Below are 24829 nucleotides of genomic sequence, written 5' to 3' on the forward strand. Positions count from 1 at the left end.
CCGCCCGGTTGCCTAGGTCACCCGCTGCCGGACCAGCTCCACGATGCGGCCGGCGTTCAGCGTCCAGCCGACGCCGAACACGCGCGGGCTGATCACGTGGGCGCCCTCGGGGTCCCACATGCGCTCCTTGAACCGCGCCATGGTGGGCACCCGGAAGTCGTAGGGGACGAACCCGACCACCTGTCCGTGCCACTCGCGCTCCTCGGCGGGTTGCCGCAGCTCCTTGACGACGGCCGCGACGGCCAGCGCCAGGGTGATCAGGCGGATGAGCTTCTGGAGGTCGAGCGCGGTGCTGTCCTCGTCGTGCGATGCCATGTCGACTCCCTCGTTCGTCGGTGGCCCCATGCTCCTCCCCCGAGCAGGCACAGGGCCACCGACCCCAGGTGGGCTACTGGACCAGGACCGACTCCGCCTCGGCGAACCACTCGTCCACGGCCTGGTCCACGCTCATCGAGCCGTAGGAGAGGTCCTGGCTGATGCGCACGAAGGCCGTCTCCAGCGTCCCGAACCCGGCGACGGGGGGCGGCGGGGAGTTGGTGAGGTAGGGCGTCAGCGACTCCTCGTACTCGAGGATCTGCAGGTCGAGTCCCGTGGGCTCGAACCCGGCGAGCGCCGCGCTGGACGCGGGGACCCCCCGCGACATCCCGAAGATCTCGCCCACCTCCGGGCTGTTGGTGAGGAAGTCGATGAGTGCGGCTGCCTCCGCGGGGTGCTCGGAGTTGGCGGAGAGCGCGAGCATCAGCGACGGCTTCAGGAAGAGGCCCCGCTCGTCCGGGTCGTCCGTCGGCAGCGGCACGAGGTTCAGGTCTCCCTCGTCGGTGCCCTCGGAGAAGCGCACGAGGAAGTTGTCCCAGCTGATGTCGGCGGCGGTCTCGCCGACCCCGAGAGCGTCTGCACCCTCGAGCTGCGTCTGGCGGTCGGGCGGCAGCAGGACGGCGTTCTCGTGCAGGGAGGCGGCGCGTTCCCACCACTGCGCGAGGTCGGCCTTCTCGAATCCGAGCCCGTCGTCCTCGAAGAGGGTCTTGCCCTGCTGCCCGAGCCAGATCTGGAACAGCCAGAGGATCTGGGTGTAGTCGACCGACCCGTACACCACCGGCGTCGTCGACCGACCGGCGGTCGCCACGTCGGTCAGGAACTCGTCGTACTCGTCCCAGGTGGCGTCGGACGCCGGCGGCTCGACGCCGAGGGTGGCGAGGAGGTCGGTGTTGACGATCGTCGCGAGCGTGTTCGTGCTCGTCGGGATGGCGTAGGTCTCGCCGTCGATCTGTGCGGCCGGCAGGAGCGACTCGGGCAGCCCGTCGGTCGCGATCTCGGCGCCCAGGTAGTCGTCCAGCGCGGCGATCTGACCGTTCGTGGCGTACTCGGTGAGGTAGGCGACGTCCATCTGCATCACGTCGGGCAGGCTGTTGCCCGCCGCCTCGGTGTTGCGAGCCGTCCAGTAGTCGCCCCACCCCGCGAACCGCGTGCGCACGTCGACGTTCGGGTTCTCCTTCTCGAAGAGCGCGACGGCCTCCTCGTACCGCTCCGCGCGGCTCGTGTCACCCCACCAGGCGAAGTCCAGCGCGACGGGTCCGCCGTCCGTCGTCGGGTCGTCCGCGGACGCCTCGCCCGGGCTGCTGCACCCGGCGACGAGGACGCTGACGAGTCCCGCCGCGACGAGCGCCATCGTCTGCGTGCGTGGTCGGGACCTGACCTTGGGTGCTGATGTCCTCATCGCGAGCCTCCTTGCTCTTCAGCCGCTGAGCGGCACGGTGCGGTCGATGGGACATTCTTCGAGCGGCGGCGGCCGGTCTGCGGCAAACGTGCAGAACCGATCACGACGCGACATGGGCGCCGCACGAGCGCCGCACGGTGAGGCGCGGGAGCAGCTGGACGTGCCGTGGCGGGCCGCCGCCGTCAGGTCCGCTGGTCACGCGGTCGACGAGCATCCGCACCGCCTCCCGGCCGAGCTCGTGGCGGGGAGAGGTGACTGCCGTGAGGGGCACGGGGGCGAACGCGGCGACCTCGTCGTCGTACGCGACGACCGCGAGGTCGCCGGGCACGGTCAGCCCGCGGTCCAGGGCTGCTTCCACCACCCGGGTGGCGTGGTCGTCGGTGTGCACCAGCAGAGCCCGGCACCCGGTGTCCACACACCCGTCGAGCAGCATCCGAATGGCGTGGTCCAGCTGCTCGGGGTCGTCGTCGCCCTTGGGCAGCGGCACGTCGGGGGCCGGGGGGAGAGCGAGTCGTCGAGACGCCTCCAGGTGCCCGGCGCGCACGGACGGGGCGGTCGGTGTGCGGTCGTAGACCCCCAGCCCGACGGGGCCGTGGCCGAGCCGGACCAGGTGCTCGACCGCCAGCGCTGCGCCGTGCACGTGGTCGGTGCGCACCGAGTCGAGCTCGTGCACCGCGGTCGCCGCGAACCGGCGTTCCAGGAGCACCACCGGGACCGGAGGGACGTCAGCCACTCCGCGAGCTCGTCCTCCGTCCGTCCTCGTGCCGTGGGGGCGAGGACGAGGCCGTCGACCCCGAGCGACAGCAGTCGCGCGACCTGCTTCTCCTCGATGTCCGGCCGGTAGTGCGAGACGCCGAGGACGAGACGGACCCGCTGCGTGTGCGACAGGGACTCCATGCCGCGGACCACCTGGGGGAAGTGCGCCGTCGTGCTCGGCACGACGACGCCGACGAGGAGGCGGCTGGGTTGCGGTGTGCGGGCCGAGGCCAGCGCGATGGCGCCACCGTGGACGCGGGCGAGCAGGCCGGCACCCTCGAGCTCGATGATGTCCCGGCGCACGGTGACCTCGGAGACGCCCAGCTCGGTGGCGGCCTCCGCTGCTCGCAGGCTCCCGCGCAGCTCGATCTCGCGCAGCAGGAACTCGCGGCGAGCCTGGGGAAGCTGCATGACGGTTCTCCTCCCGACGGACCGCGACGCCTGTGTCGCAAAGTGTCCGTTTGATCGGTCAGGCCCACAGGCTAGCCAACACTGCACGGGTGACCAGCACCACGCCCGCCCTGCCCACCGCCGGCCCGGCGGACCACACGCGCTGGGTCGAGCTCGCCGATGCGCTGCTCCGGTCCACCCGCCCGTTCGCGTCGTCGACGCACGCTCTGCTGCGGCTGCCCGGCCCGGCCAGCGCGTCCGGGGCGTGGAGCGACGGCCTCGAGGGGTACGCCCGCACCTTCCTGCTCGCCGCGTTCCGGGTCCGCGGCGCGGACGGTGCCGACCCGCACGGGCACCTCGAGCGGTACGCCGCCGGGCTGCGCCACGGAGTCGATCGGGGGCACGCCGAGCGGTGGCCCGGGATCCCCGAACGCCGCCAGGCGATCGTCGAGGCGGCGTCCGTGGCCGTCGCGCTGTCTGAGACACGCCTTTGGTTGTGGGACCGGCTGGACGACACGACCCGCGCCCGGACCGTCGACTGGATGGCCGACATCGTGGGCACCTCGGGGTACCGCAACAACTGGCTGTGGTTCCAGAACGTGGTGGAGTCGTTCCTGCGCGAGGTCGGCGGCCCATGGAGCCAGGAGGACCTCGACCGCAACGACGCGCTGCAGGAGGACCTCTACGTCGGGGACGGCTGGTACTCCGACGGACGGGGCGCGCACGGTCGTCCGCAGACATTCGACTACTACGCCGGCTGGGCCTGGCACCTCTACCCCCTGCTGCGGGCCCGGATCGAGGGACGCCCGCTGGAGAGGGTCCACGCGGAGCGGCTCCACGCGTACCTCGAGGGTGCGCAGCACCTCGTCGGGTCCGACGGGGCACCCGTCCTGCACGGCAGGTCGGCCACGTACCGGTTCGGGATGCTCGCCCCCTTCTGGGCCGGTGCGCTCGCGGGCGCGACACCGTTGCAGCCGGGGCAGACCCGCGCGCTGGCGTCCGCTGTCGTCGACCACTTCCTGGCGTCCGGGGCCGTCGACGACCAGGGGATGCTCAGCATCGGCTGGCACCGGCCCTTCACCGGGCTGCGCCAGCTGTACTCCGGCGGGGCCTCGCCGTACTGGGCCAGCAAGGGCTTCCTCGGTCTGCTGCTCGGCCCGGACCACCCGGTGTGGACCGACGCCGCGTCGACGCCACCGGCCTGGGAGCGCGAGGCCGTCACGCTGCTGCGCGCTCCGGGTTGGCTGGTCGTGAGCACCCCACAGGACGGCACGGTCCGGCTGCTCAACCACGGCTCCGACCGTGTCCTCGACCCGCCGTGGTCGCCGCGCGCGGACGACCCGTTCTACGCCCGCCTCGGCTACTCGAACCACACCTCTCCGCAGCTCGCACCTGACGCCATCGCGGCTCCGGAAGACTCGCACGTCGCCCTGCTCGACGAGCGGGGGGAGCCGTCGCACCGGGATGCCGTCGAGCGCCTGCACCTGGCCGACGGGGTCGCGGTGTCGCGGTCGCGCACGCACTGGCTCACCCTGCCGACTGCGGCTGGTGTCGGTGCCGCCACCTGGGCCGGTCTGCGTGCAGGGCCGCACCTGGTCACCGCGTCGGTCGTGCGGGGACACGCCGAGGTCAGGCTGGCGTGGTGGGAGGGCGCGACGGACGACGTCGACGGTGGCTGGCCCCGGGCGGACGGACCGTTCGCCCTGCGGGTCGGCGGGTGGGCGCTGGCTGCCGAACGTGCGGACGACCTGAGCCTGGACGAGCAGACGCACGGGATCCGGGTCCGCCGACTGGACGGCGCCGGGTCGCTGGTGCGCGGTCTGCGAGGCCTCGACGTCGCCGGCTCGACCGCTCGCCACGGCGCGGACCCGCTCGGCGCCGCTTCGGTCACGCCCTGGGTGCGCAGCTCCGGCGCTGTCCCTGCGGGTCACGTGGTCGCGGCGCTCGTGGTCCTCGCCGGCGCGGCCGCCGACGTCGAGCCGACCGCCACGGTGCGGGTCCGGGACGCGCGCGCCGTCGAGGTCAGCTGGCCCGACGGCCACGTCGACGTGGTCCACGGAGAGGACCTCCGGTGAGCCGGGTCCGCGCCGCGATCGCCATGCGCGACGGCGACCTCGTCCCCGACCTGTTCGACCGCGTCGCGCTGGACCGGCTGCGCGCCAGCGTCGCGCTCGACCCGGTGGTGCTCACCACCCTCGACGACGCGCGGTCGCGCACGACGCTGCACGACGTCGAGGTGCTCGTCACCGGGTGGGGAGCACCTCGGCTGGACGGACCGACCCTTGACCTCGCCCCGCAGCTGCGCCTGGTGGTGCACACCGGCGGCACGGTGCGGAAGATCGTGACGCCGGAGCTGTGGGAGCGCGGGGTGCGCGTGTCCAGCAGCGCCTCCGCCAACGCCCAACCGGTCGCCGAGTACACGCTCGCGATGGTGCTCCTGGCCGGCAAGCGCGTCCTCGAGGCCGCCGAGTCCTACACCCGCCACCGGTCCCTGACCGCCGGGAGCGCCAGCGGCCCGCTCGGCAACAACGGCCTCGTCGTGGGTGTCGTCGGGGCGTCACGCATCGGCCGCCAGGTCCTCGAGCTGCTGCACCGCTTCGACGTGGAGCTGCTGCTGCACGACCCGTGGGTCACCGACCGGGACGCCCGCGCGCTGGGTGCGACGGCTACCGGGCTCGACGACCTGATGCGGCACGCCGACGTCGTCACGGTCCACGCCCCGGAGCTGCCGGAGACGCGCCACCTGATCGGCCGCCGCCAGCTGGCGCTCATGCGGTCCGGAACCACGTTGGTGAACACGGCGCGCGGGTCGCTCGTCGACACCGAGGCCCTCACGCAGGAGGTGCTCAGCGGCAGGCTCCGGGCGGTGCTGGACGTCACCGACCCCGAACCCCTGCCGCCCGAGCACCCGCTGTTCACCGCTCCGGGCGCGCTGCTCACCCCGCACGTCGCCGGGTCGCTCGGCAACGAGCTGCGCCGCCTCGGTGCCAGCGCGGTCGCGGAGGTTGCACGGTTCGTCGCGGGGGAGGACCTGGTGCACGAGGTCCGGGCCGCCGACCTGGCGAGAACGGCCTGACACCGGTCCCCACCGGTCAGGCCGAGCTGTCGAGCACCTCGCGCAGCCGCGCGGCGAACGCCTCCGGCTGGCCCGGCTGGCCGTACTCGTCGCCGAGGAACCCGCCGTGGTTGCTGGGAAAGACGGTGAGCTCCTGGTCGAGCTCGTCGGCGAGCGCGGAGGAGGTCCGCCAGGTGAGCGTGCCCGTGCTCTCGATGCCGGCGGCGATGACCACCCGCGTGGGCGCGGCGGTGAGCGCGGGGACGTCCGGCTGGTAGGCCGTGATCGCGTTGGAGATGCCCGACAGCAGCGGGTCGCCGCGGGACCCGTCGTCACCGGTCGGCAACCCGAAGGCGGCCGGGTCGGGCAGCTCGGCGCCGAACTCGTCGGTGAGCTCGCCCTCCCAGGACGTCAGCGCGATGAACGCCGCCATCCCGGCTCCCCAGCCGAGCTGGTGGTAGGCGTCCTGCACCCGCTTCTCCGCGGCGAACGCCTCCTGCGCGTCCGGCAGGACGCCGAGCAGGGGCGGCTCGTGCGCGACGAACGTGCGGACGTCGTCGGGGTGCGCGGAGACGAGGTGCAACCCGGTGACCGCGCCCCCGCTGCTGCCGAGGAGGTCGACGGTCCCGCCGAGCTCGGCGATCAGCCGGTGCAGGTCGCCGGCCTGCTGCTGGGGGGTGTTCGCGGTCTCGCCGTCGCTACGGGTGCTCCGGCCGAGGCCGCGCGGGTCGTACGTGACCACGGTCCGGTCCGGGAAGTACGACGCGAGCGTGCCGAAGCCGGACGCGTCCATGGGCTGGGCGATGAACAGGAGCGGCGGGCGGCCGTCAGCCGGCGGGAGGGGGCCGCGGACGTCGTAGGTGAGCGTCGCCCCGGGAACGTCCAGGGTGTGGGTCGTGGCGGTCGTCATCTGATCCTCCGGGTGCGGTCGAGGCCCCTGCCAGTATCGGGGCCCCGACCGCATCCGGTCGAGGGTCCGGCCCAGGTCAGGGCAGCAGCAGCCGCACCGCCTGGGTGGTTCCGGTGCTGCTCAGCGACCACGTGCCGTCGTCGGTCGGGCTCAGCGTCCAGGTGGCGCACCCGGTGCGGACGAGCCGCAGGTCCGTATCCAGGCAGCCACCCAGGTCGGCGGTCCGGACGGTGTACCCGGCGGTCCCGGCCACGGGCTCGACGACCCACGCCTGGCGGGCGCGCTCGTCGCGCGGTCGGAAGGTAACCGCACCCGCGCGACCGCGCGGTGCGGTGAGCGTCGTGGAGTCGGTCGGGTTGGCCAGCAGCACCTCGCCGACGGGCTCGAACCGGAACTGCTGGTCCGCGCCGCCGGTCGGGGTGCTGATCGCGAGGTTGCTGCCCGGGACCGGCCCGCCCTGGACGGTCCACACCCGGTTGCCCGGCAGGACGCTGGCCACGGTGGTCCACCCGTCGCCGGCTGCGGCGAAGCTCCACCGCTGGCAGTCGTTGTTCGGCAGGAACCCGAGCCAGCCCCACTGCGCGACGTTGCCGCCGTCGACGTTGGCGCACGCACCGACCTCGGCCACGTTGTTGCTGAACCGGTTGAGGATCCGGGTGCCGTTCCCGCGGTCGGACAGCTGCCACTGCTGGCACGCGTTGTCGAGGTCGGTCCACAGCGCGATGTTCGCGCCCTCGTACCCGCAGCCGGCGTTCTCGACCACCGCGGTGCCGTCGCGCGGGACGATCTGCACGAAGGGGTCGCCGTGGCCGATCGAGCGGCTCGGGTTGATCGGGTCGCTGATCACCGGCCACCCGTCGCGTCCCCAGGTGAGCTTCCGGACGTTCAGGCGGGGCGCGCCGCCGTCCGTCGCGTCGTAGTAGTGGTTCACGAAGTACCCGGAGCGGCCGTTCCTGTCCATCAGCAGGTCGCCGCCACCAGCGCCGACGAACTCGTTGTAGCCCCGCAGGATCTCCGTGCCGCCCTTGGCGTCGAGCAGCGGGACGCCGTCGGCGTCGACGTACGGGCCGGTCAGGCTGGGGGAGCGGCCGACGATCGTCCGGTAGTCGCTCTCCACGCTGCGGCAGCAGTAGTCCCAGGACACGAACAGGTAGTAGTAGCCGTCGTGGAACGCGATCGTCGGGTTCTCCTCGGCGTTCGGGGCGAACTGGCGCTGGGCGATCCTGACGGGCTGCGCGCCGGCGACGGGCTTGCCCGTGGCGTCGTCGACGGGCACGACGTGGATGCCGGAGAAGAACGAGCCCCACGAGAGCCAGGTGCCGCCGTCGGCGTCCGTGACGAGGTTCGGGTCGATGGCGTTGAACGTGTTGACGCCCGGCTGCGAGCGGACCACGAGTCCTTGGTCCTCCCACTGCGGGTGCGCCAGCGACGGCGACGTGAGCAGGCCGATCACGGAGTTGTTGGTGCCGAACTGCGAGACCGCGTAGTACAGCCGCCACTCGGTGCCGGACCAGCTGAGGTCGGGTGCCCAGGCGTCGCGCGGTGCCTCGGTCACGCCGAGCGACTCGAGCACCCAGGCCGGGAGCTCGGTGAGGACCGGTCCGAGCTCCTCCCAGTGCACCAGGTCGCGGGAGCGCTTCAGCGGCAGGTACGTGTCGTCGAAGGCCGCGTCGCCGGTGATCGCGACGTAGTACCAGCCCTTCTCCTTGACCATCGTCGGGTCGTGCGCGATGGGGTCGACCGGGCGGGTGGCCGGTGCCGGGGTGTGCCCGCCGGCGGTCGCCGCGGTGGCCGGGGCGACCAGCCCGAGCAGCGCGGCGATCACCAGCAGGACCAGGGACAGGGGGGTGCGTCTCATCGGTATTCCTTGTCTTCCACATCGTCGTGGGGGCGGCTGCGCTCATCCTGGCACCGTTCTACAACGATGTACAGATGTCCGGAATGCGGACCTGACGTGGCTCGCTAGCCGATCCGCTCGTCGATCGCCCGCAGCGCCGCGGCGAGCACGGCCGCCCGGGTGGGAGGCGTCCCGGCACCCGTCGAGGGCACGGCAGCCGCACCCGGTCCGGCCGCCGGCGCGTCCGGGGCGGCGTCGGCGGCGGCGGACAGGAGGCGTGCCGCGTCGTCGTCGCCGGTCCGCCGCAGCAGGTCGGCGAGGTTCCGCAGCGTCGCCCACAGGTGGGTCCAGTTGCCGGTGCGGGCGAAGTACCGGATCACGTCGCGGTAGCCGCGCAGCGCCTCGTCGACCCGACCGAGGTCCGCGACGGCGGTGAGCAGCCCGACGGTGGCGACGCCGACCAGGAACGTCGCACCGGCGCCCCGGGCCAGCCCGATGGCGCGGCGGTAGTCGCGCTCCGCGACGTCGGCGTGGCCGGTGGCGTTCTCGATCTCGCCGGCGACGTAGGCGGCCCAGGCACGCTCCGTGGGCGAGACCGCCCTTGCCAGCGCGGCGTCGCCGAGCGAGCGCGCGCGTGAGGCGTTGCCCGCGTAGAGCTCGGCGAGCGCCGCGACTCCGAACGGGTCGGAGCGTCGGGACTCACGTGTCGCGGCCAGGGCGTGCTCGACCGCCTCCGGGAAGCTGCCCCGCGCCAGTGCGACGACCGACCACGGGACGTGGCAGGACCAGCGGCCGAGGTCGTCCGTCGCCTGCGCGAGGCCGGTGCGGGCGAGAGTGGCCGCCCGGTCGAGGTCGCCGCGCTGGTAGGCCGCCTCGGCGGCGGCACCGTGGACGCCGGCGGCGCGCGGGTGGCCGGCGAGGGCGGGGTCGGCGGCCAGCTCCTCCGCCCACGCGCGGATCTCGAGGAGGTCGCGGTAGGCGATCGCGCCGTACAGCGAGACGACGACGTCCGCGGCGGCATCCACCGCACCGCGGCGGCGCGCCAGCTGCCACACCGCGCGCAGGTTGGCCAGCTCCCGGCGCAGGGTGGCGTCCGCGTCGGACTCGTCGTCCCCGGCCAGGCCCGCCTCGATGCCGGCGGCGAGCCGGACGCCCCAGCGCAGCATGCGGTCGGCCGACTCGTCGTCCTCCCCGGCCGCGCTGATCCGGTCGAGAGCGAACGCCCGCAGGGTCTCGAGCATCCGGTAGCGGGTGCGCACCTCGAACTGGGCGTCGACCATCGACGCGTCGACCAGCCGGGAGAGCGCGGCTCCGGGGTCGCCGGGCAGCCCGAGGTCGGCGGCCAGCCACTCCGCCGCCTCCAGGTCCAGTCCGTCGACGAACGGCGCGACGTGCCGGAACAGGCGCTGCTCGTCCGGCGACAGCAGCCGGTAGGACCACTCCACGGTCGAGCGCAGCGTGCGGTGCCGGGAGTCGCCGGTAGGTCTGCCGGCGCCCAGCAGGTCGAGGGAGCGGTCGAGGCGGTCGTGCAGGTCTCGCAGCGAGAACGCCGACAGGCGGCTGGCGGCGAGCTCGATGGCGAGGGGCACACCGTCCAGGCGGCGCACGATGTCCGCCACGAGAGCCAGGTCCGCCGCGGAGGTCGCCGTCGCCGTGCGCACCCGGGCCGCCCGCTCGAGGAACAGCGCGACGGACGCGACGGTGGACGGGTCGCCGTCGCCCCCCGGGAGCGGCAGGGGAGCGAGCCGGACGGTGTGCTCGCCGGGCAGCCCGAGCGGCTCGCGACTCGTGGCCAGCACCGTCAGCCGGGGGCAGGCCGGCAGGAGGGTCGAGAGCAGGTCCCGCACCGGGTCGAGCAGGTGCTCGCAGTTGTCCACCAGGAGCATCCCGGGCTGGGCGTCGAGCACCGCCGCGCACGCCTCGAGCACGTCACCCTGCACGACGTCGAGCCGAAGGGCGGCCGCGAGGGCGCTGGGGAGCGCGCCGGGGTCGGTCACGGGGGCCAGGAGCAGGGCGGTCACCGCGGGCGCACGGGCGAGGACCTCCTGGGCCAGGCGCGTCTTGCCGACGCCACCCGTGCCGACGAGCGTCACCAGGCGCTCGTCGGCGAGCACCCGGTGGAGGGCGGCCACCTCGGCCGCTCGGCCGATGAGCCGGGTGGGCGGACGCGCCGCGAGGGACGACGCGGGCACGCGACCGGAGCCACCGCCCGCGATGACGCGCTCGAGCTCCCCGACCGCCGCAGAAGGGTCGAGGCCGGTCTCGTCGGCCAGCCGGCGGCGGAGCTCGCGGCCCACCTGGAGCGCCTCCGCGGGCCGTGCCACCGCAGCCAGCGTCCGCATCAGCGCGATCGCCGCGGCCTCGTCGAGCGGGTCGGCGGCGTGCGCAGCGGTCGCGAGGTCGACGACGTCGGCGGCGCGCCCGGCGTCGACCGCGCTCGCGACGAGCGTCCCGGCCACCTCGCGCTGCAACCGCGCGCACTCCTCGATCGAGACCGCGATCGGCGCCACGTCCGCCAGGTCGGCGAGGACCGGACCCCGCCACAGCGCGCATGCCTCGTGCAGCCCGGCCAGCGCCCCACCGGGGTCGTGTGCCGAGCGGCTCCGCGCAGCCGAGAGGAGCGACCTGGCGTGCGACAGGTCGAGCTCGGCGGCCGCGAGGCGGAGCCGGTACCCGCCCGGGCTCGTCTCCAGCCGGTCCGCGGCCGGTCCGAGGTGCGCGCGCAACCGGGAGACGTGGGTCTGGATCGCCTGGCGTGCCGACTCGGGCGGGTCGGTGGGCCACAGCGCGTCGACCAGGTCGTCGGCGGCGACCGCGCGCCCCTCGGCCAGGGCGAGCAGTGCGAGGACCGCTCGGCGGCGCGGCCCGGGCACGTCCACAGCGCTGCCGTCCACCTGCACCCGGAGGGGGCCGAGGACGTCCACCCGCAACGGCACCGACGGGACCGTCGCGCTCATGGTCGCCAGTATGCCGGGCCTGTCACCGCCGAGACAGGCCGTGACAGTGCCGTGACAGCGGGTCCCGCGAGCCTCGTCTCATCCCGGCGACCGGCCGGGCAGAGACGAAGGAGACGGACAGATGGATCACGACAAGGTGGGGGCGTTCCTCGGCCAGGTCATCACGGACATGGGCGCGACGGGCTCCGCGGGCGCGGTGGTGATCGGCCACCGGCTCGGCCTGTACGGCGCGCTCGCCGAGGGACCCGCGTCGGCTCAGGAGTTCGCCGAGCGGACCGGCTACGACGAGCGCTACCTGACCGAGTGGCTGCGCAACCAGGCGGCCGGCGGGTACGTCACGTACGAGCCGGCCACCGCGCAGTTCTCGCTCACCGAGGAGCAGGCGTACTGCCTCGCGGACCCGAACGGCCCGAACGTGTCGGCCGCGTTCGTCGCCGGCCTCGGCTACCTGCGCGCCGAGCCGCAGCTCACCGAGGCGTTCCGCACGGGCGCCGGCGTCGGCTGGCACGAGCACCACGAGGACGTCTTCGTCGGCTGCGACGCGTTCTACCGCCCGGGCTACGTGGCGGAGCTGATCCCCACGTGGATCCCGGCGCTTGAGGGCGTCGAGCAGAAGCTGACCGCGGGCGGGCGTGTCGCCGACATCGGCTGCGGGCTGGGCTCGACGTCCGTGCTGATGGCGCAGGCGTTCCCGAGCGCCAGCGTCGTCGGGTCCGACTACCACCGGGAGTCCGTCGAGCTCGCGCGCAAGAAGGCGGCCGAGGCGGGCGTGGCCGGCCGGGTCGACTTCGAGGTGGCGACCGCGCAGGACTTCAGCGGCTCCGGGTTCGACCTGGTGACGACGTTCGACGCCCTGCACGACATGGGCGACCCGGTCGCGGCCGCCCGGCGGGTCCGGGCCGCGCTCGCGGACGACGGCACCTGGCTGGTGGTCGAGCCCGCCGCGTCCGACGCGCTCGAGGAGAACCTGCACCCCGTCGGTCGGCTGTACTACGCGGGGTCGCTGTTCCTGTGCGTGCCGAACAGCCTCTCGCAGGCCGGTGGGTACGCGCTGGGCGCACAGGCGGGGGAGACCGCGATCCGCGAGATCGCCGCCGCTGCCGGGTTCACCCGGTTCCGTCGGGCCGCGACGAGCGCGCTGAACGTCGCGTACGAGATCCGCCCGTGACACCGGGATCGCGGTGCCGCCCTCACTCCAGGAGCGGCACCGCGATCCCCTCACCGGTGCGCAGCAGGCTGGCACGCATGACGGCCTGCGTCCCGAACCGGAGCGCGACCGCGTCCACGGCCTCGTCGAGACCCCCGTGGTCCGGGTGGTCCAGCGGCAGCGCCAGCTGGACGAACTCGTCCGACGAGAGCCCCGTCAGCGCGACGCCCACGAGGGTGATCCCGCGCTCGCGGATCAGCGGACCGGCGGCGTCCAGGAGTCCCAGGGCTGCTGCGGCGATGTCCTCCGAGGAGTCCGTGCCGGTGACGAACGAGCGCGACCGCGTGGCCTTCGTGTAGTCCTCGAACCGCAGCCGGAGCACCACCGTCCGGGCGATCCGGTCGGCCTTGCGCATCCGCCGGCAGACGCGGTCGACGAGCCCGAGAAGGGCGGCCCGGACGAACGCGGGATCGTGCGGACCGTGCCCGATCGCCCGCTGGGCCCCGATCGACCCGCGCGACTGGCCCACCACCACGCGCGCCGGGGTCAGCCCGTGCACCACCGCGTACAGGTGGGCGCCTGCGGCCGGCCCGAGCGTGCCGGTGAGCACGGAGCGGGGGAGCGCGGCGACGTCCCCGGCCGTGAACAGCCCGTACGCGTGCAGCTTCGCGGCCGTCACCGCGCCGACGCCCCACAGGAGCTCGACGGGGAGCGGATGGAGGAACGACTCCTCGTCCGCCGGCAGGACCAGCAGCAGCCCGTCCGGCTTGGCCACGCGCGACGCCACCTTGGCCAGGAACGGCGTCCGTGCCACCCCGACGGTGATGGGGAGCCCGACGACGTCCTTGACCTGGGCGCGCAGCCGGGCCGCGATGTCGACGGGCGCCACGTCGATCCGGTGCAGGCCGGCCACGTCGAGGAACGCCTCGTCGATGGAGACGCCCTGGACCATCGGGGTGGTCTGCCGGAACAGCTCGAACACCGCCTTGCTCGCCTCGACGTACGCGTCGAACCGCGGCCGCACGATGACGAGGTCCGGGCACAGCGCGCGCGCCTGCCGACCCCCCATCGCGGTCTTCACGCCGCGGCGCTTGGCCTCGTACGAGCAGGCCAGCACCACACCGCCGCCCACGGCGATCGGACGGTTGCGCAGGCGGGGGTCGTCGCGCTGCTCGACGGAGGCGTAGAACGCGTCGAGGTCGGCATGCAGGATCGTGGAGCGCACGAACACATGTTCGAACGTACCTCTGACACTAGGGTCACGTCATGCACCGGATCATGCTGCGCGAGGTCATCATCGACGCCCCCGCGACGGACGTCGAGGCGGTCACGAGGTTCTGGTCGGGCGCCCTCGCCGCGACGCCGCACCCCATCCCGGGCGAGCCCTTCACCGCGCTGCGGGACGCCGCCTCGCTGCCGCACGTGGCGACGCAGGACATCGGTGACGACCCGACCCCGCGCTACCACCTCGACATCGAGACGGACGACCTCGAGGCGGAGATCGCGCGGCTGGAGGGGCTCGGTGCCACGGTCCGCACGCGCCACGCGGACTACGCCGTCATGGTCGACCCGGTCGGTCTGCCGTTCTGCCTGCTGCCGCCGGTCTCCGCGGAGTTCGAGACCCGCGCGAAGACCGTCTGACCAGACGTTCACCCGAAAGGCGTAGCCAGGACGGGCCGCTCGGAGCATGATCGCTCGGGGCGGACATTTCAGCCCGAAGCGGACCGGGCCGGGGGTGGCACCGCATGGGCGAGCCTGACGAACGACCGCAGCCCATCGACGTCCGCCTCCTGCGCACCCGCGACCTGATCGACCTGCGGCTCGAGGCGCCCGGCTGCACGATCGAGCCCACCGACGGCGGCGCGGAGCTCGTCGCCGGTCCCGACGCCTCGCTCGTCGTGCACTTCCCGCCGCAGCACCTGGGCGAGCAGATCTGGGACGCGGGCGCTCCACCACCGCCCCCACCCGTGCCGGGGAGCCCGTCGCGCCACATCGTGTCCGGACCCACCCGGCTCGTCTACGCGGTCCCTGAGGGCACCCGGATCGGCTACACCCTCGAGGGGGTGCTGGAGGCGCTGCCAGGGCTCACGCTGCGGGTGTCCCCGCTCGCGACGCCGACGGGCGAGACGACCCCCGACGAACGCGGCGCCGAGCCACCGACCGACCTCGAGACGGCGATCGAGGCGCCGTACCACCTGGTCGTCTCGCCGAGCGAGCGCGGTGCGTTCCGGCACTCGGCCACCGCGGTCGGGCCGGACGACCGGGCCGAGCTGTGGCGGACGCACCTGACCGTGCGCCGTGCCGACGGCTCGCTCGACGACACCGACCCGGACCAGCGCATCGTCCGCGCCCTGTGGAACCGCGACTCCGACGTGCTGCCGCCGCTCTTCGAGCAGCCGCTCACCACGTTCGACCGGGACGCGTTCGTCGAGCAGACGCACGGCGGCCGCAGGCGCAACGCCGACAAGCCGCTGCTGGTCAGCAACCTCGCGCTGTCCAGCCTGGGCGCCTGGTTCGACTGGAGGCAGTCCTGGGACCTGCCCGCCGACGTCGTGGACTACCGCCACCAGGCGTTCATGGGCCGCGACGGGTACGTGCGCGTGGCGTACCCGGGGTTCCTGTTCCCGTTCGGCCACCGCTGCTACCTGGTGAAGGTGACGGAGCGCGAGATCAAGCACCGGGCCACGCCGGTCGCGTACCTGTGGCAGCGCTGGTTCATCCTGGTCCGCCAGCCCACGCGCACCTACCCCCGGGGCGACCGCGACAACCCGTTCGGCCAGGTCACCGTGAGCCCGCTCGTGACCCCGGACATCGACAAGCCGCCCGCCGACTTCGAGCCGTTCGTGCCCACGCGCAACACCGTCCCGTTCCCGTTCACGCTCACCACCGTCGACCGGGGCGGCGAGACGCGGACCTGGTCCGCTCCGCTGGTCTTCGTCCGCGCAGGCGCGGACGGCGACCAGGTGTTCGTCCACCACCCCGACCGCGCGTCGTCGGCGTACTTCCCGGTGCGGCAGATCCAGGGACGCGGGCAGACGCTGGCCCTCGCGAAGCCGGTCAAGGCGGGGGACACGTCGGTCGAGGCGGGGCACCTCATCTTCGACGGGGAGGTCGACGTCGAGAACGTCACGAGCCGGCCGTTCCTCACCGAGCTGCGGGCGGTCGTGCCGTCGATGCGCCACCTGTCGCCGCAGGCGCCGGCCGTCGACCTCGTCTACGCCAAGCCGTACCTGCTGCACGGGCTCCCTGACCGGGCGCTCGATGCCCGGCCGGTCCCCGGAGCGGCCAACGCGGGCGAGCTGGTGCTGGCCCTGAAGAGCCTGCCGGCCGCGGTCGACTTCAGCTCCGGGTCCGACCGGGCCGGCGGGTTCGTCGCCCCCAATCTGTCGGTGCAGGGCATCTCGCGCGCGCTGGGGGCGATCGGCGAGTCCGGCAAGGGTCCGTCGCCGTTCGACGCCGGCGCCTTCGACCCGGCGACGTTCCTGTCCGGCGCCCTGCCCAAGCTGTTCGGGCTGTTCAGCCTCACGGAGCTGCTCGAGGTCGCCGGGTTCGACGAGGCGCCCGCGTTCGTGTCGGACGCCCTCGACGCCGTCACCAAGCTGCTCACGGAGGCGCGGCGCCTGCGGACCGCCCTCGCCGACGCGCAGGCGCGGCTCGCCGCGGAGGTCGCGGGCGCGGCGCACGGCGGGGCGCAGGCCGTGGCGCAGCAGGCCAAGGACGCGCTCGACGCGCGGGTGGGCGCCACCACGGCGCACCTCGACGCCCTGGTCTCCGCCGTGCAGGGGCTCCCGGGCACCCCCGAGGCGGTCAGCTCCGCGGCAGTCACGCTCGCCGCCGACCTCCAGCCGCTCCTCGACGCGATCGGCCTGCCCGGGTTCCCCGCCGCCGTCCGCTCCTCGCTGGCCACCCCGGTGCAGACCCTGCGGACGCTCACGGACCTGGCCAAGGACGCCGCCGGGCTCGCGCAGCTGCTGGAGGGCGTCGTCGGCGGGCAGGTGACCGCGCGGCTGTCCTGGCGGCCGACGATCAAGGCCTGGGGGCTGCCGCCGACCGCCCCGGAGATCTTCAAGCCCAAGCCGGACTCGCTGCACATCGACGTCGAGGTCCGGGCGTCGGCCAGCGCACCGCCCGCGGTCGACGTCGTCGCGGAGATCGTCGACTTCGACCTCAACCTCATCGGCAACACTGACACCGCGCTGATGAAGCTCATGTTCCGGCGGATCGGGTTCCACGCGGGCTCGTCGGGCAAGCCCGAGGTCGACGTCGTCTTCGGGGGGATGGGGTTCCTCGGGCCGCTCGCGTTCGTCGACCGGCTGCGCGAGCTCATCCCCTTCGACGGGTTCTCCGACCCGCCGTACGTGGACGTGGCCCCCGACGGCGTGACCGCCGGGTTCGACCTCACGCTGCCCAACGTGTCGGTGGGCGTGTTCAGCCTGGAGAACATCGCGCTGGGCGCCGACGCGCGGATCCCGTTCCTCGGCGACGCGATGACCGTCGGGTTCCACTTCTGCTCCAAGGACGCGCCGTTCCGGCTGACCGTGATGTGCGTCGGGGGTGGCGGCTGGCTCGCGCTGCGGGCGGCGCCCAAGGGGTTGGTGCTCCTGGAGCTGGGGCTCGAGGCGTGCGCGTCACTGTCGGTCGACCTCGGCGTCGCGTCCGGCTCCGTGTCGATCGCCGTGGGCGTGTACCTGCGGCTCGAGGCGGACAAGGGACTGTTCACCGCGTACTTCCGGATCCGCGGCGAGGTCGACGTCCTGGGCCTGATCAGCGCGTCGATCACCCTCGAGCTGTCGCTGACCTACCACTTCCAGACCGGCAAGCTCATCGGCCGCGCCTCGCTCGTGGTGGAGATCGAGATCCTGTTCTTCTCGGCCTCCGTCGAGATCTCCGTGGAGCGCAAGCTGGCGGGGTCCAAGGGCGACCCGACGATGTTCCAGGTGATGCCCCCCGACGCCGGCATGAACGCCGACTGGGCCCTCTACTGCGACGCGTTCGCGCCCGTTCCGGCCTGAGCCAGGAGACCCGATGCCCACCACCCTGCTGGCGACCGCGCTGCCGCACTCGCTGGCCGACGACGCGCCGTTCCAGCTCACCGTGTTCCTCACCCACAAGCTGGTCGGTGGCGCGCTGCTGTCCGACTTCCCGGCCGCGGCCGACTGGCCCGCGACCCTGGCCGGCTGCACGTTCACGCTGGACACGTCGCTGGGGACCTCTCTGCCGCTGCGGGTCGTCTCGGCCGCCGACTCGCCGTCCTGGGTGGGCGTGCTGCCGCCAGGCACCCCGGTCGACGGGTTCCCGACGCCCGTGCTGTCCGACGAGACGTGGCGGTCCAACCCCGCGAGCCGGCTGAGCGACCACGCGGTGGACCTGCACGTCGCGGCGATGACCTCGGCGCCCACGCGTCGGCCCGGGCTCGAAGGCGATCCCGTGGCGGGCGGGCTGCTGCGGACGCTGGCCGACCTCGACCAGGGCGGACCCCTGTGGCAGCTGCTCGAGGACGCCCCCGGACGGGCGCGTCGGGCGCTCCAGGTGCCGGCGAAGCGGCTGCGGGACGCGCTGACCACGATCGGCCCGCTCACCGAGCCCGACGACCTCGACCCGGAGCGCGGGCACGGCCGGGAGATCCCACCTCTGCCGGTGTACCAGTCCGAGATCACCGACCGGCCGTCGCCGGTGCAGGTGCTGCTGGACGACCCGGAGGCGGACACCCGGGTGACGCGCCGGCTGGACGCGTTGCTCGGGCAGGACGTGTCCGCCGACCCGCAGCTCCAGCTGGTGGTCGACGCCCACGCGATGCGGCGGTACTACGAGCGGCCGGAACAGCCGCAGCAGACGCCGCGGCGGGAGCCCGACCCCGCGGCACCCCCCACCCCGCGACCGGACCGGCCCGAGCACGACGTGCACGCGCGGCTGGCCCAGCTGGGAGCGACGCCGGCGCTGCTGCGCCGGCTGGGCCTGGCGGTCGACGTGGTGCTGGACGGCGTCGACGCCGCCGGCGCACGGGCCGCGCTCGCGGGCGCCACCTGGGTGAGCGTCACCGTGACCTCGCCCGAGGCGGACCTGGAGGTGCTGCCACCGCGCAAGACCGCGGTGGTCGTCGACGCAGGCGTGTTCGCCGCCCGGTCGAGCGCCGCGTGGGTGGGCGGTGCGCTGCCCCTCGGTGACGACGAGTGGGTGGTGCTCGACGTCGACCCGGACGCGTCCGGGCTCAAGCTCGACCAGCACGCGCGCAACCTGGTCCGGCAGTACGCCGGCGAGGCCAACGGCGACCCGGCCACGTCCGCCCCCGGCACCCTGCGCTCCACCGGCTTCGCGCTCGCCCGTCGGGAGCGCGCCGCCCAGCTGCGGGCTCGGGTCCAGGAGGCGGAGGCGCTCGCGGTCGACGACGGCACGCGCGAGCTGCTCCTGGACGACCTGGTGCGTGGGATCCGGGTCGAGGTGTGGGACGACGTGACCAAGGAGTGGCACAGCCTGCACCGGCGCCGCGTCACGGTCACGGGGGAGCCCGGCGGGGTGCCGGTCCTCACCGACGAGCCGGACGTCGGGTTCCTCCAGCTCTCGGCGCTGAACCAGGGTGCGCCTGGCGTCGGCTACTACCTGCACGAGGTGGTGGCCGGCTGGGACGGGTGGAGCCTGTCCGCGCCGCGGCCCGGCCTGACGATCGTGCACGTCGAGCCGCCCGGCCCGGACGGCTCCACCGAAGCGGTCGTCGACACGCTTCCCGACGAGCCGATCGACGGCGCGCACACGATCTCCCGCGTGGAGCCGCGCTCTCTGCCGCGGCTGCGGTACGGCACCTCGTACAGCTTCCGGGTGCTGGCCGTGGACCTGGCGGGGAACTCGGTCCCGCAGGTCCCGCCGAGGCGTCGGCGACCGTTCGGGCCCGACGCGCGGGGGATCGAGGCGGCGCGCACCCACCTCGAGCGGCTGCGCGGCCGGTACACGGAGCGGGACCGCGCCGGGATCGCTGCGGCCCGCCGGGAGGCGGTGATCGCGCACCTGCGCACGGCCGAGCGGGGCATCGCGGGGTTGCCCGAGGAGCTGTTGTCCGGGGACGCCCGCATCGACGCGACGCTCGAGAACCTGGTGGCGCGGGCGTCAGCACCGCAGGAGGCGGCGCCGGCCCAGCGTCTGTTCGACGACGTGGTCGCCGCGTCGCGCATCCTCGCGGAGTCGCGCGAGACGCTGCGGGTGCGCCCGCAGCTGCGGATCGAGGCGGGCGACTTCGCCGGGCTGGCCCGCAACGACGACCTGGCCTGGCCCGACGAGCTGCGGCAGCTCGCCCGGTCCGTCGTCACCACACCGCGGCCGTACCTGCGGTGGGAGCCCGTCCCCGCGCCCGCGCTGGTGGCGCGCGTCGCGCTGAGCCCGGGAGAGCAGCCGGCGCACCTCGTCGTGCGCAGCGGCGTGCCGGACGTCGCGGCTACCGCCGAGCGGCACGTGGCACCGCCGAAGGCCACGCAGCTGGAGGCGGAGGCGGCGGGGAAGCTCGACGCCGCGATCGGCACCGGCGACGCCGCCGAGATCCGCCGGCTGTACGCCGTGGCGCTCGCCGAGCGCGGGACGCTGCTCGACCAGCACGTGCCGAGCCTCACCGACCCGCACGCGACGCAGGAGCAGCCGGGGATCGCGCTCGTCGACCGGCCGGGGGCCGACACCGGGTCCGAGCACCGGGCGACGCTGCCGGACATCACCGCGGACCGCGGGCGCCCGATCGGAGAGGGCCAGTACGTCGTGCACGACACGGACGCGCTGCGGCTGCCGTACCTGCCCGACCCGTACGCGACCGGGGTGTCGCTGGTGTTCTACGAGGCCGGCGCACCGCACGCGCTGCCGGAGCCGCGCGCGCTCCAGGCAGTCACCGTGCCGTACCCCGGAGCCTGGCCGTCGCTGCAGCCGCTGCGGATCGTCGTGGAGCCCGGCGACGTGCTCGGCGCCCACGTGGTCGGGCACGAGGTGCGCGTCGCGGTGCCGCCCGGCGAGCAGGTGCGGGTGGCCGTCTCGAGCACGCTGGACCCGGCCGACCTGGAGCGGTTCGGGCTGTGGCGGTCGCACCTGGCCAGCGTCGTCGACCCCGCCGACGGCTACACCACCGACGAGGTCGTCGCCGCGGCGGCCCTGATGCGCGCGGCGTCGTCCGGCTGGACCTGGTGGCTCACACCGTCGGTCGACGTCCGGCTGGTGCACGCGGTGCCGGTGCCCGTCCGGCCTCCGTCGCTCAGGGTGCTGGACCTGTTCCTGCGCCCGCCCGGCCGTGCGGTCGCGGCGTTCACCGGGCTGGTCGACGTGCACGGGTCCAGCACGGACCAGCTCGTCGTGACCGCGTCCTGGACCGAGCAGGTGGACGACGTCTCGGCCGCGGGGCCGCAGGTGGCGTCGAAGTCCGACGTCGTCGTGCGCTCGCCCGTTGGGGAGCGCGAGAGCACCGGCGCGCTGTTCCTCTACGACTTCCAGCCCACCGGTGCGCTCGCGCAGGCGCTCGGCGGGGTCGGCTTCCACCGGATGCTCCAGACGTTCGAGGACACCCACTACCGGCGCGTGACGTACGTGCCGAGCGGGTCCACCCGGTACGCCGAGTTCTTCGACCCCTCCCAGGTCCCGGCGGAGCCGCCCACCGGCGAGCCCGTCGTGATGGACGTCCCCTCGTCGGCGCGACCCGCCGCCCCCGTGGTGCTCGACGCGGTGCCGCTGCTGCGCTGGGAGCAGGGCACGGAGCCCGACGACCCGTTCGCGTGGCGGCAGGTCCGGCGCTCCGGCGTGCGGGTCTGGCTGGCGCGGCCGTGGTTCTCCTCCGGCGACGGCGAGCTGCTCGGCGTGCTGGTGTTCGACACCGACGAGTGGGAGCAGGCCCAGGACGGGACCTGGTCGCGGACGCCGAAGGCGCAGCAGGCGCCTGACGGCGCGACGAGCCTGTGGGCCGCGGACCCGATCGCCCAGCACGGCGGGCCCACGAGCAACCCGACCGTCCCGCCGCTGCTCACGTTCGACCAGCTGCTGCTCGACGCCCTCGAGACGGGTGCCGCGGAGAGTGTCGACATCCGACCGCCGCTGCACGGCGAGGTCTTCGGTGGGCGCGACCGCGGGTGGCCGGACGCACCCGGCAACCCCGTCGCGGTCGCGGCGTCGGTGCCGCTGCGCGACGTGCGCGGACGCCCGGCGGTCCGGGTGCTGGGCTACCGCCCGGAGTACGACGAGGCGTCGGGGCGCTGGTTCGTCGACGTCGCGATCCAGGACACGCCGGCGCTGTGGCCGTTCGTGCGCCTGGCCGTCGCGCGCTACCAGCCGCACTCGATCGAGGGGTGCTCGCTGTCACCCGTGGCGCTCACCAGCTGGGTGCAGCCGCTGCCCACCCGCACCCTGACGGTCGCGCGCCCGGACCCGCGGCACGTCCAGGTGACCCTCACCGGCGTCGTCAGCTGGCTGCGGTTCGACCCGCGTGGCGCGCCGGGGCTTGCGGGAGAGCAGCTCAGCGCCGACAGCCCCACCGGCGACGCCGCCGTGCGCGCGTCGCGGCTCCAGCAGTCGCGGACCGTGCGCGCGACGGTGCAGAGTCGCGCCGCCGGAGCCGGGGACCTCGAGTGGGAGTCGTGGTCGACGTCGGTGCTGCTCGCCGTGAGCGTCGAGGAGTCGGGCGGGCACCGCGCCACGTGGACCGGTTCCGTGCTCATCCCTGCGGGCGCAGCGTCGCCCGGGCTGCGGCGCCCCGGGGGGTCGTCGGACGCGACGTGGCGGGTGCTCGTGGAGGAGCACGAGCTGTTGGACGCCGACGCCACCGTGCCCGGCGTGCCCGCGGCACCGGTGCCGCGGCTGGTCTACGCCGACTCGGTCTGGCTGTAGCGGTCAGTCGTAGAACGGGGGCAGGAGGTCCGACGTGTCATCCGTGCGCTCGACCGTGACGGTCCCGCACTCCTTTGCCTGCTCGCGTTCTGCTGCCAGTCGCCACCACGGTGCGTTCACGCTCCCGATGGTCCTCCCGTCGCCGTCTCGGTAGGTGGGACGTAAGGCCCGGTCACTCCCAGACGTAGGCGGGTCGGAGCTCGGCCACGCTGCCCGGCCCGGCGAACTGCGCCGCGACCTCCTCGGCACGCTCCCGCGACGCGCAGTCGACCAGGAAGAAGCCGGCCAGGTGCTCCTGCGTCTCGGCGTACGGCCCCTCGCTCGCCAGCGAGTCGCCGCTTCGCCAGCGGTACACGGTGGCCGACGCCGGGTCGGCGAGCGCCTCGGCGGACACCAGCTCTCCGCTCGCGGACAGCTCGGAGAGGAGCGTGTCGAACCGGCGATCGGCCGCCTCGTGCTCGGCCACGGGCAGCGCGCGGCCCTCGTCGGTGAACCGGGACGTCGGGTGCGCCCAGGGCTTGGGGTTCGAGTGGATGAGGATGAGGTACTTCACGGGGTGCCTCCTGTGGGTGGGTGCTGTCGGGGGGATGACGCGCAGGTGGTCACGTCCTCGACACGTCCTCGTCGAGCCCGTCGTGCAGATCTCCGCACTCGACCTCGACGACGCCGTGCCGGACCAGGTACCCACGCGCGCCGCGATCGCCGTGCAGGGTGGCGGCCAGCGGCGCCCAGTGGCCGGCGGCGATGAGCACCGGATGACCGGGCCGGCCGTCGTACACCACCTGTCGGAGATCTCCCGTGCGTGCGAGCAGCCTCGTGATCACGCTGGTCGGGGTGCCCGGCAGGTCCACCAGGGTCACGACGGCCGCATCCCCGGTGGCATGCGCAAGACCGGTGCGCAGCGACTCACCGAGCCCGTCGGCCCACCGCTCCGCGACGACCGCGGTGACCCGCTCGTCGTCCGGCACCAGCGCCCGCGCCTCCTGCGCGGCCGCACCCAGGACGACGACGACGCGCTCGCAGCCGCCGTCGAGCAGCAGGTGCACGGCGTCGGCGAGCCAGGGCACCACCAGCGCCTTCGGGCCGCCGTGCCGCGTGCCCGCACCCGCAGCGAGCACGATCCCGCAGAGGCTTGCGTCGGAGGGAGGCACGTCCCGTACGGTGCCAGTGCGCGAGTGCGGAGCGCTACCGGAGGGCGGCCTGGATGATCGACGACGGACCTGAGACGCGCGAACGACTCGCCACCGCGCTGCACGTCGCCCGCTGGGTCGACGAGGTCGCGTCGGGCTGCCCGTACCCATCGGTCGACGCGCTCGTCGGGGTCGGCGACCTCGCGGCCCGGTCGTTGAGCTCTGCCGAGGTCGACGAGGCCCTCAGCGCGCACCCCCGCATCGGTGAGCGGTCGTCCGGGCTCTCCGCGGCCGAGCAGGCGGCCTCGTCCACCGACGACCCCGCCCTGGTGGCCGCGATGGCCGACGGCAACCGGGCCTACGAGGAGCGGTTCGGCCGCATCTTCCTGATCCGCGCGGCCGGGCGGAGCAGGCCCGAGATCCTGGCCGAGCTCCACCGACGGCTCCAGCTCACCGACGCGGCCGAGGCCGCCGAGGTCGCCGACCAGCTCCGCCAGATCGCGCTCCTGCGCCTGCGCACCCTGTTCGCGGCATGAGCGCGCTGACGACGCACGTGCTCGACACCGCCCTCGGCAGGCCCGCGGCCGGGGTGCCCGTGACGCTGGCCGTCTTCGACGCCGGCACGTGGACCGAGCTGGCCTCGGGCCTCACCGACGACGACGGCCGTGCCCGGTCCCTTGGGCCTGATCGCGTGGCGCCCGGGCGGTACCGGTTCACGTTCGACACCGGTGCCTACTTCGCGGCAACCGGGCAGGTGGGGTTCCATCCCGAGGTGGTGGTGGTGTTCGACGTGGTGGATGACGGGCACTATCACGTACCTCTGCTGCTGAGTCCGTTCGCGTACTCGACGTATCGGGGGAGCTAGGCGGGGCAGGCTGACTCGCCGCTCGGCCTGCCCTGCCGGGCTGTGGGCGGCTCGGCGAGTGGGTCTGTGGATATGTTTGTGCAGGTCAGAGCCTTGCCGGGTGCGTACGGTTCGCGTAGAATCGTACACATGTTCGAGACGACGGTTGCGGTGGTGGAGGTGGCGGCGCGGGTGCGCGATGCCACGTCCTCCCTGGCTGTCGTGGCTCGGGATTCGCGGGCGTGGACGGGT

At 74.1% G+C, this 24829-nt stretch carries 17 protein-coding genes and 1 pseudogene; 8 read left to right on the forward strand and 10 right to left on the reverse strand.

Translation table 11 applies throughout. The features are described 5' to 3' along the window. Positions 1-12 precede the first annotated feature (12 nt). The 4 genes and pseudogenes from HP550_RS14830 to HP550_RS22430 form a co-directional block, all read right to left on the reverse strand. Positions 13-315 carry a DUF5808 domain-containing protein gene (locus HP550_RS14830; RefSeq protein WP_175348444.1) on the reverse strand — a complete coding sequence of 101 codons (303 nt, stop codon included), beginning with the start codon at positions 313-315 and terminating at the stop codon, positions 13-15. 73 nt (positions 316-388) lie between these two features. Then, positions 389-1714, reverse strand: coding sequence for an ABC transporter substrate-binding protein (locus HP550_RS14835; protein WP_246280880.1), 1326 nt, complete (start codon positions 1712-1714; stop codon positions 389-391). A 100-nt stretch (positions 1715-1814) separates the two neighbouring features. Continuing rightward, positions 1815-2447 carry a substrate-binding domain-containing protein gene (locus HP550_RS22425; protein ID WP_343048190.1) on the reverse strand — a complete coding sequence of 211 codons (633 nt, stop codon included), beginning with the start codon at positions 2445-2447 and terminating at the stop codon, positions 1815-1817. Positions 2448-2761: 314 nt separating this feature from the next. After that, a pseudogene (locus HP550_RS22430) lies at positions 2762-2881 on the reverse strand (DeoR family transcriptional regulator); the annotation flags it as partial. Between the two features lie 89 nt (positions 2882-2970). On the opposite strand from HP550_RS22430, the gene HP550_RS14845 reads away from it, so the two are divergent. Together HP550_RS14845 and HP550_RS14850 are read left to right on the forward strand one after the other, a co-directional pair. Next, complete coding sequence (locus HP550_RS14845) at positions 2971-4935, forward strand: DUF2264 domain-containing protein (protein WP_175348445.1); 1965 nt, start codon at positions 2971-2973, stop codon at positions 4933-4935. Continuing rightward, a complete protein-coding gene (locus HP550_RS14850; protein ID WP_175348446.1) occupies positions 4932-5936 on the forward strand; it encodes an NAD(P)-dependent oxidoreductase in 1005 nt (334 codons plus the stop codon). Before HP550_RS14845 ends, HP550_RS14850 begins: the two co-directional genes overlap by 4 nt. A gap of 16 nt (positions 5937-5952) precedes the next feature. Here the strand turns inward: HP550_RS14850 and HP550_RS14855 are convergent, their stop codons facing one another. The 3 genes from HP550_RS14855 to HP550_RS14865 form a co-directional block, all read right to left on the reverse strand. Next, the gene (locus HP550_RS14855; protein ID WP_175348447.1) at positions 5953-6825 is read right to left on the reverse strand and encodes an alpha/beta fold hydrolase; all 873 of its coding nucleotides are present in this window, start codon (positions 6823-6825) and stop codon (positions 5953-5955) included. 76 nt (positions 6826-6901) lie between these two features. Further along, entirely contained in the window at positions 6902-8683 is a 1782-nt protein-coding gene (locus HP550_RS14860; protein ID WP_175348448.1) for a family 43 glycosylhydrolase, read from the reverse strand. A gap of 104 nt (positions 8684-8787) precedes the next feature. Further along, the gene (locus tag HP550_RS14865) at positions 8788-11619 is read right to left on the reverse strand and encodes an AfsR/SARP family transcriptional regulator (protein WP_175348449.1); all 2832 of its coding nucleotides are present in this window, start codon (positions 11617-11619) and stop codon (positions 8788-8790) included. A 121-nt stretch (positions 11620-11740) separates the two neighbouring features. On the opposite strand from HP550_RS14865, the gene HP550_RS14870 reads away from it, so the two are divergent. After that, entirely contained in the window at positions 11741-12787 is a 1047-nt protein-coding gene (locus HP550_RS14870; RefSeq protein WP_175348450.1) for a class I SAM-dependent methyltransferase, read from the forward strand. A gap of 22 nt (positions 12788-12809) precedes the next feature. On the opposite strand, the gene dinB is transcribed toward HP550_RS14870, so the two are convergent. Then, a complete protein-coding gene (gene dinB / locus HP550_RS14875) occupies positions 12810-13991 on the reverse strand; it encodes a DNA polymerase IV (RefSeq protein WP_425484455.1) in 1182 nt (393 codons plus the stop codon). A gap of 41 nt (positions 13992-14032) precedes the next feature. Between dinB and HP550_RS14880 the strand changes: the two genes are divergently transcribed. The 3 genes from HP550_RS14880 (at position 14033) to HP550_RS14890 (ending at position 22603) form a co-directional block, all read left to right on the forward strand. Further along, positions 14033-14407 carry a VOC family protein gene (locus HP550_RS14880; protein WP_175348452.1) on the forward strand — a complete coding sequence of 125 codons (375 nt, stop codon included), beginning with the start codon at positions 14033-14035 and terminating at the stop codon, positions 14405-14407. Positions 14408-14511: 104 nt separating this feature from the next. After that, the gene (locus HP550_RS14885) at positions 14512-17778 is read left to right on the forward strand and encodes a hypothetical protein (protein WP_175348453.1); all 3267 of its coding nucleotides are present in this window, start codon (positions 14512-14514) and stop codon (positions 17776-17778) included. A 13-nt stretch (positions 17779-17791) separates the two neighbouring features. Then, the gene (locus HP550_RS14890) at positions 17792-22603 is read left to right on the forward strand and encodes a hypothetical protein (protein WP_175348454.1); all 4812 of its coding nucleotides are present in this window, start codon (positions 17792-17794) and stop codon (positions 22601-22603) included. A gap of 172 nt (positions 22604-22775) precedes the next feature. Here the strand turns inward: HP550_RS14890 and HP550_RS14895 are convergent, their stop codons facing one another. Together HP550_RS14895 and HP550_RS14900 are read right to left on the reverse strand one after the other, a co-directional pair. Continuing rightward, complete coding sequence (locus HP550_RS14895) at positions 22776-23156, reverse strand: YciI family protein (protein ID WP_175348455.1); 381 nt, start codon at positions 23154-23156, stop codon at positions 22776-22778. A gap of 49 nt (positions 23157-23205) precedes the next feature. Continuing rightward, positions 23206-23754: a nucleotidyltransferase family protein gene (locus HP550_RS14900; RefSeq protein ID WP_343048191.1), complete on the reverse strand. Its 549-nt coding sequence runs from the start codon at positions 23752-23754 to the stop codon at positions 23206-23208. 53 nt (positions 23755-23807) lie between these two features. Between HP550_RS14900 and HP550_RS14905 the strand changes: the two genes are divergently transcribed. Both HP550_RS14905 and uraH read left to right on the forward strand, forming a co-directional pair. Beyond that, on the forward strand, positions 23808-24269 hold the full coding sequence (locus HP550_RS14905) for a 2-oxo-4-hydroxy-4-carboxy-5-ureidoimidazoline decarboxylase (protein ID WP_175348457.1): 462 nt from the start codon (positions 23808-23810) through the stop codon (positions 24267-24269). Then, positions 24266-24598 (forward strand): hydroxyisourate hydrolase, encoded by a 333-nt coding sequence (gene uraH / locus HP550_RS14910; protein ID WP_175348458.1) that lies wholly within the window; start codon positions 24266-24268, stop codon positions 24596-24598. Before HP550_RS14905 ends, uraH begins: the two co-directional genes overlap by 4 nt. The last annotated feature ends 231 nt before the right edge of the window (positions 24599-24829 follow it).

The organism is Cellulomonas humilata (assembly GCF_013359775.1).
Classification (GTDB): Bacteria; Actinomycetota; Actinomycetes; order Actinomycetales; family Cellulomonadaceae; genus Cellulomonas; species Cellulomonas humilata.

Coding starts and splice junctions, on each gene's coding strand:
- HP550_RS14860 (WP_175348448.1), bottom strand. CDS start 8,683: ATGAGACGCACCCCCCTGTCCCTGGTCCTGCTGGTGATCGCCGCGCTG.
- HP550_RS14880 (WP_175348452.1), top strand. CDS start 14,033: ATGCACCGGATCATGCTGCGCGAGGTCATCATCGACGCCCCCGCGACG.
- uraH (WP_175348458.1), top strand. CDS start 24,266: ATGAGCGCGCTGACGACGCACGTGCTCGACACCGCCCTCGGCAGGCCC.
- HP550_RS14830 (WP_175348444.1), bottom strand. CDS start 315: ATGGCATCGCACGACGAGGACAGCACCGCGCTCGACCTCCAGAAGCTC.
- HP550_RS14835 (WP_246280880.1), bottom strand. CDS start 1,714: ATGAGGACATCAGCACCCAAGGTCAGGTCCCGACCACGCACGCAGACG.
- HP550_RS14890 (WP_175348454.1), top strand. CDS start 17,792: ATGCCCACCACCCTGCTGGCGACCGCGCTGCCGCACTCGCTGGCCGAC.
- HP550_RS14905 (WP_175348457.1), top strand. CDS start 23,808: ATGATCGACGACGGACCTGAGACGCGCGAACGACTCGCCACCGCGCTG.
- HP550_RS14855 (WP_175348447.1), bottom strand. CDS start 6,825: ATGACGACCGCCACGACCCACACCCTGGACGTTCCCGGGGCGACGCTC.
- HP550_RS14865 (WP_175348449.1), bottom strand. CDS start 11,619: ATGAGCGCGACGGTCCCGTCGGTGCCGTTGCGGGTGGACGTCCTCGGC.
- HP550_RS14870 (WP_175348450.1), top strand. CDS start 11,741: ATGGATCACGACAAGGTGGGGGCGTTCCTCGGCCAGGTCATCACGGAC.
- HP550_RS14885 (WP_175348453.1), top strand. CDS start 14,512: ATGGGCGAGCCTGACGAACGACCGCAGCCCATCGACGTCCGCCTCCTG.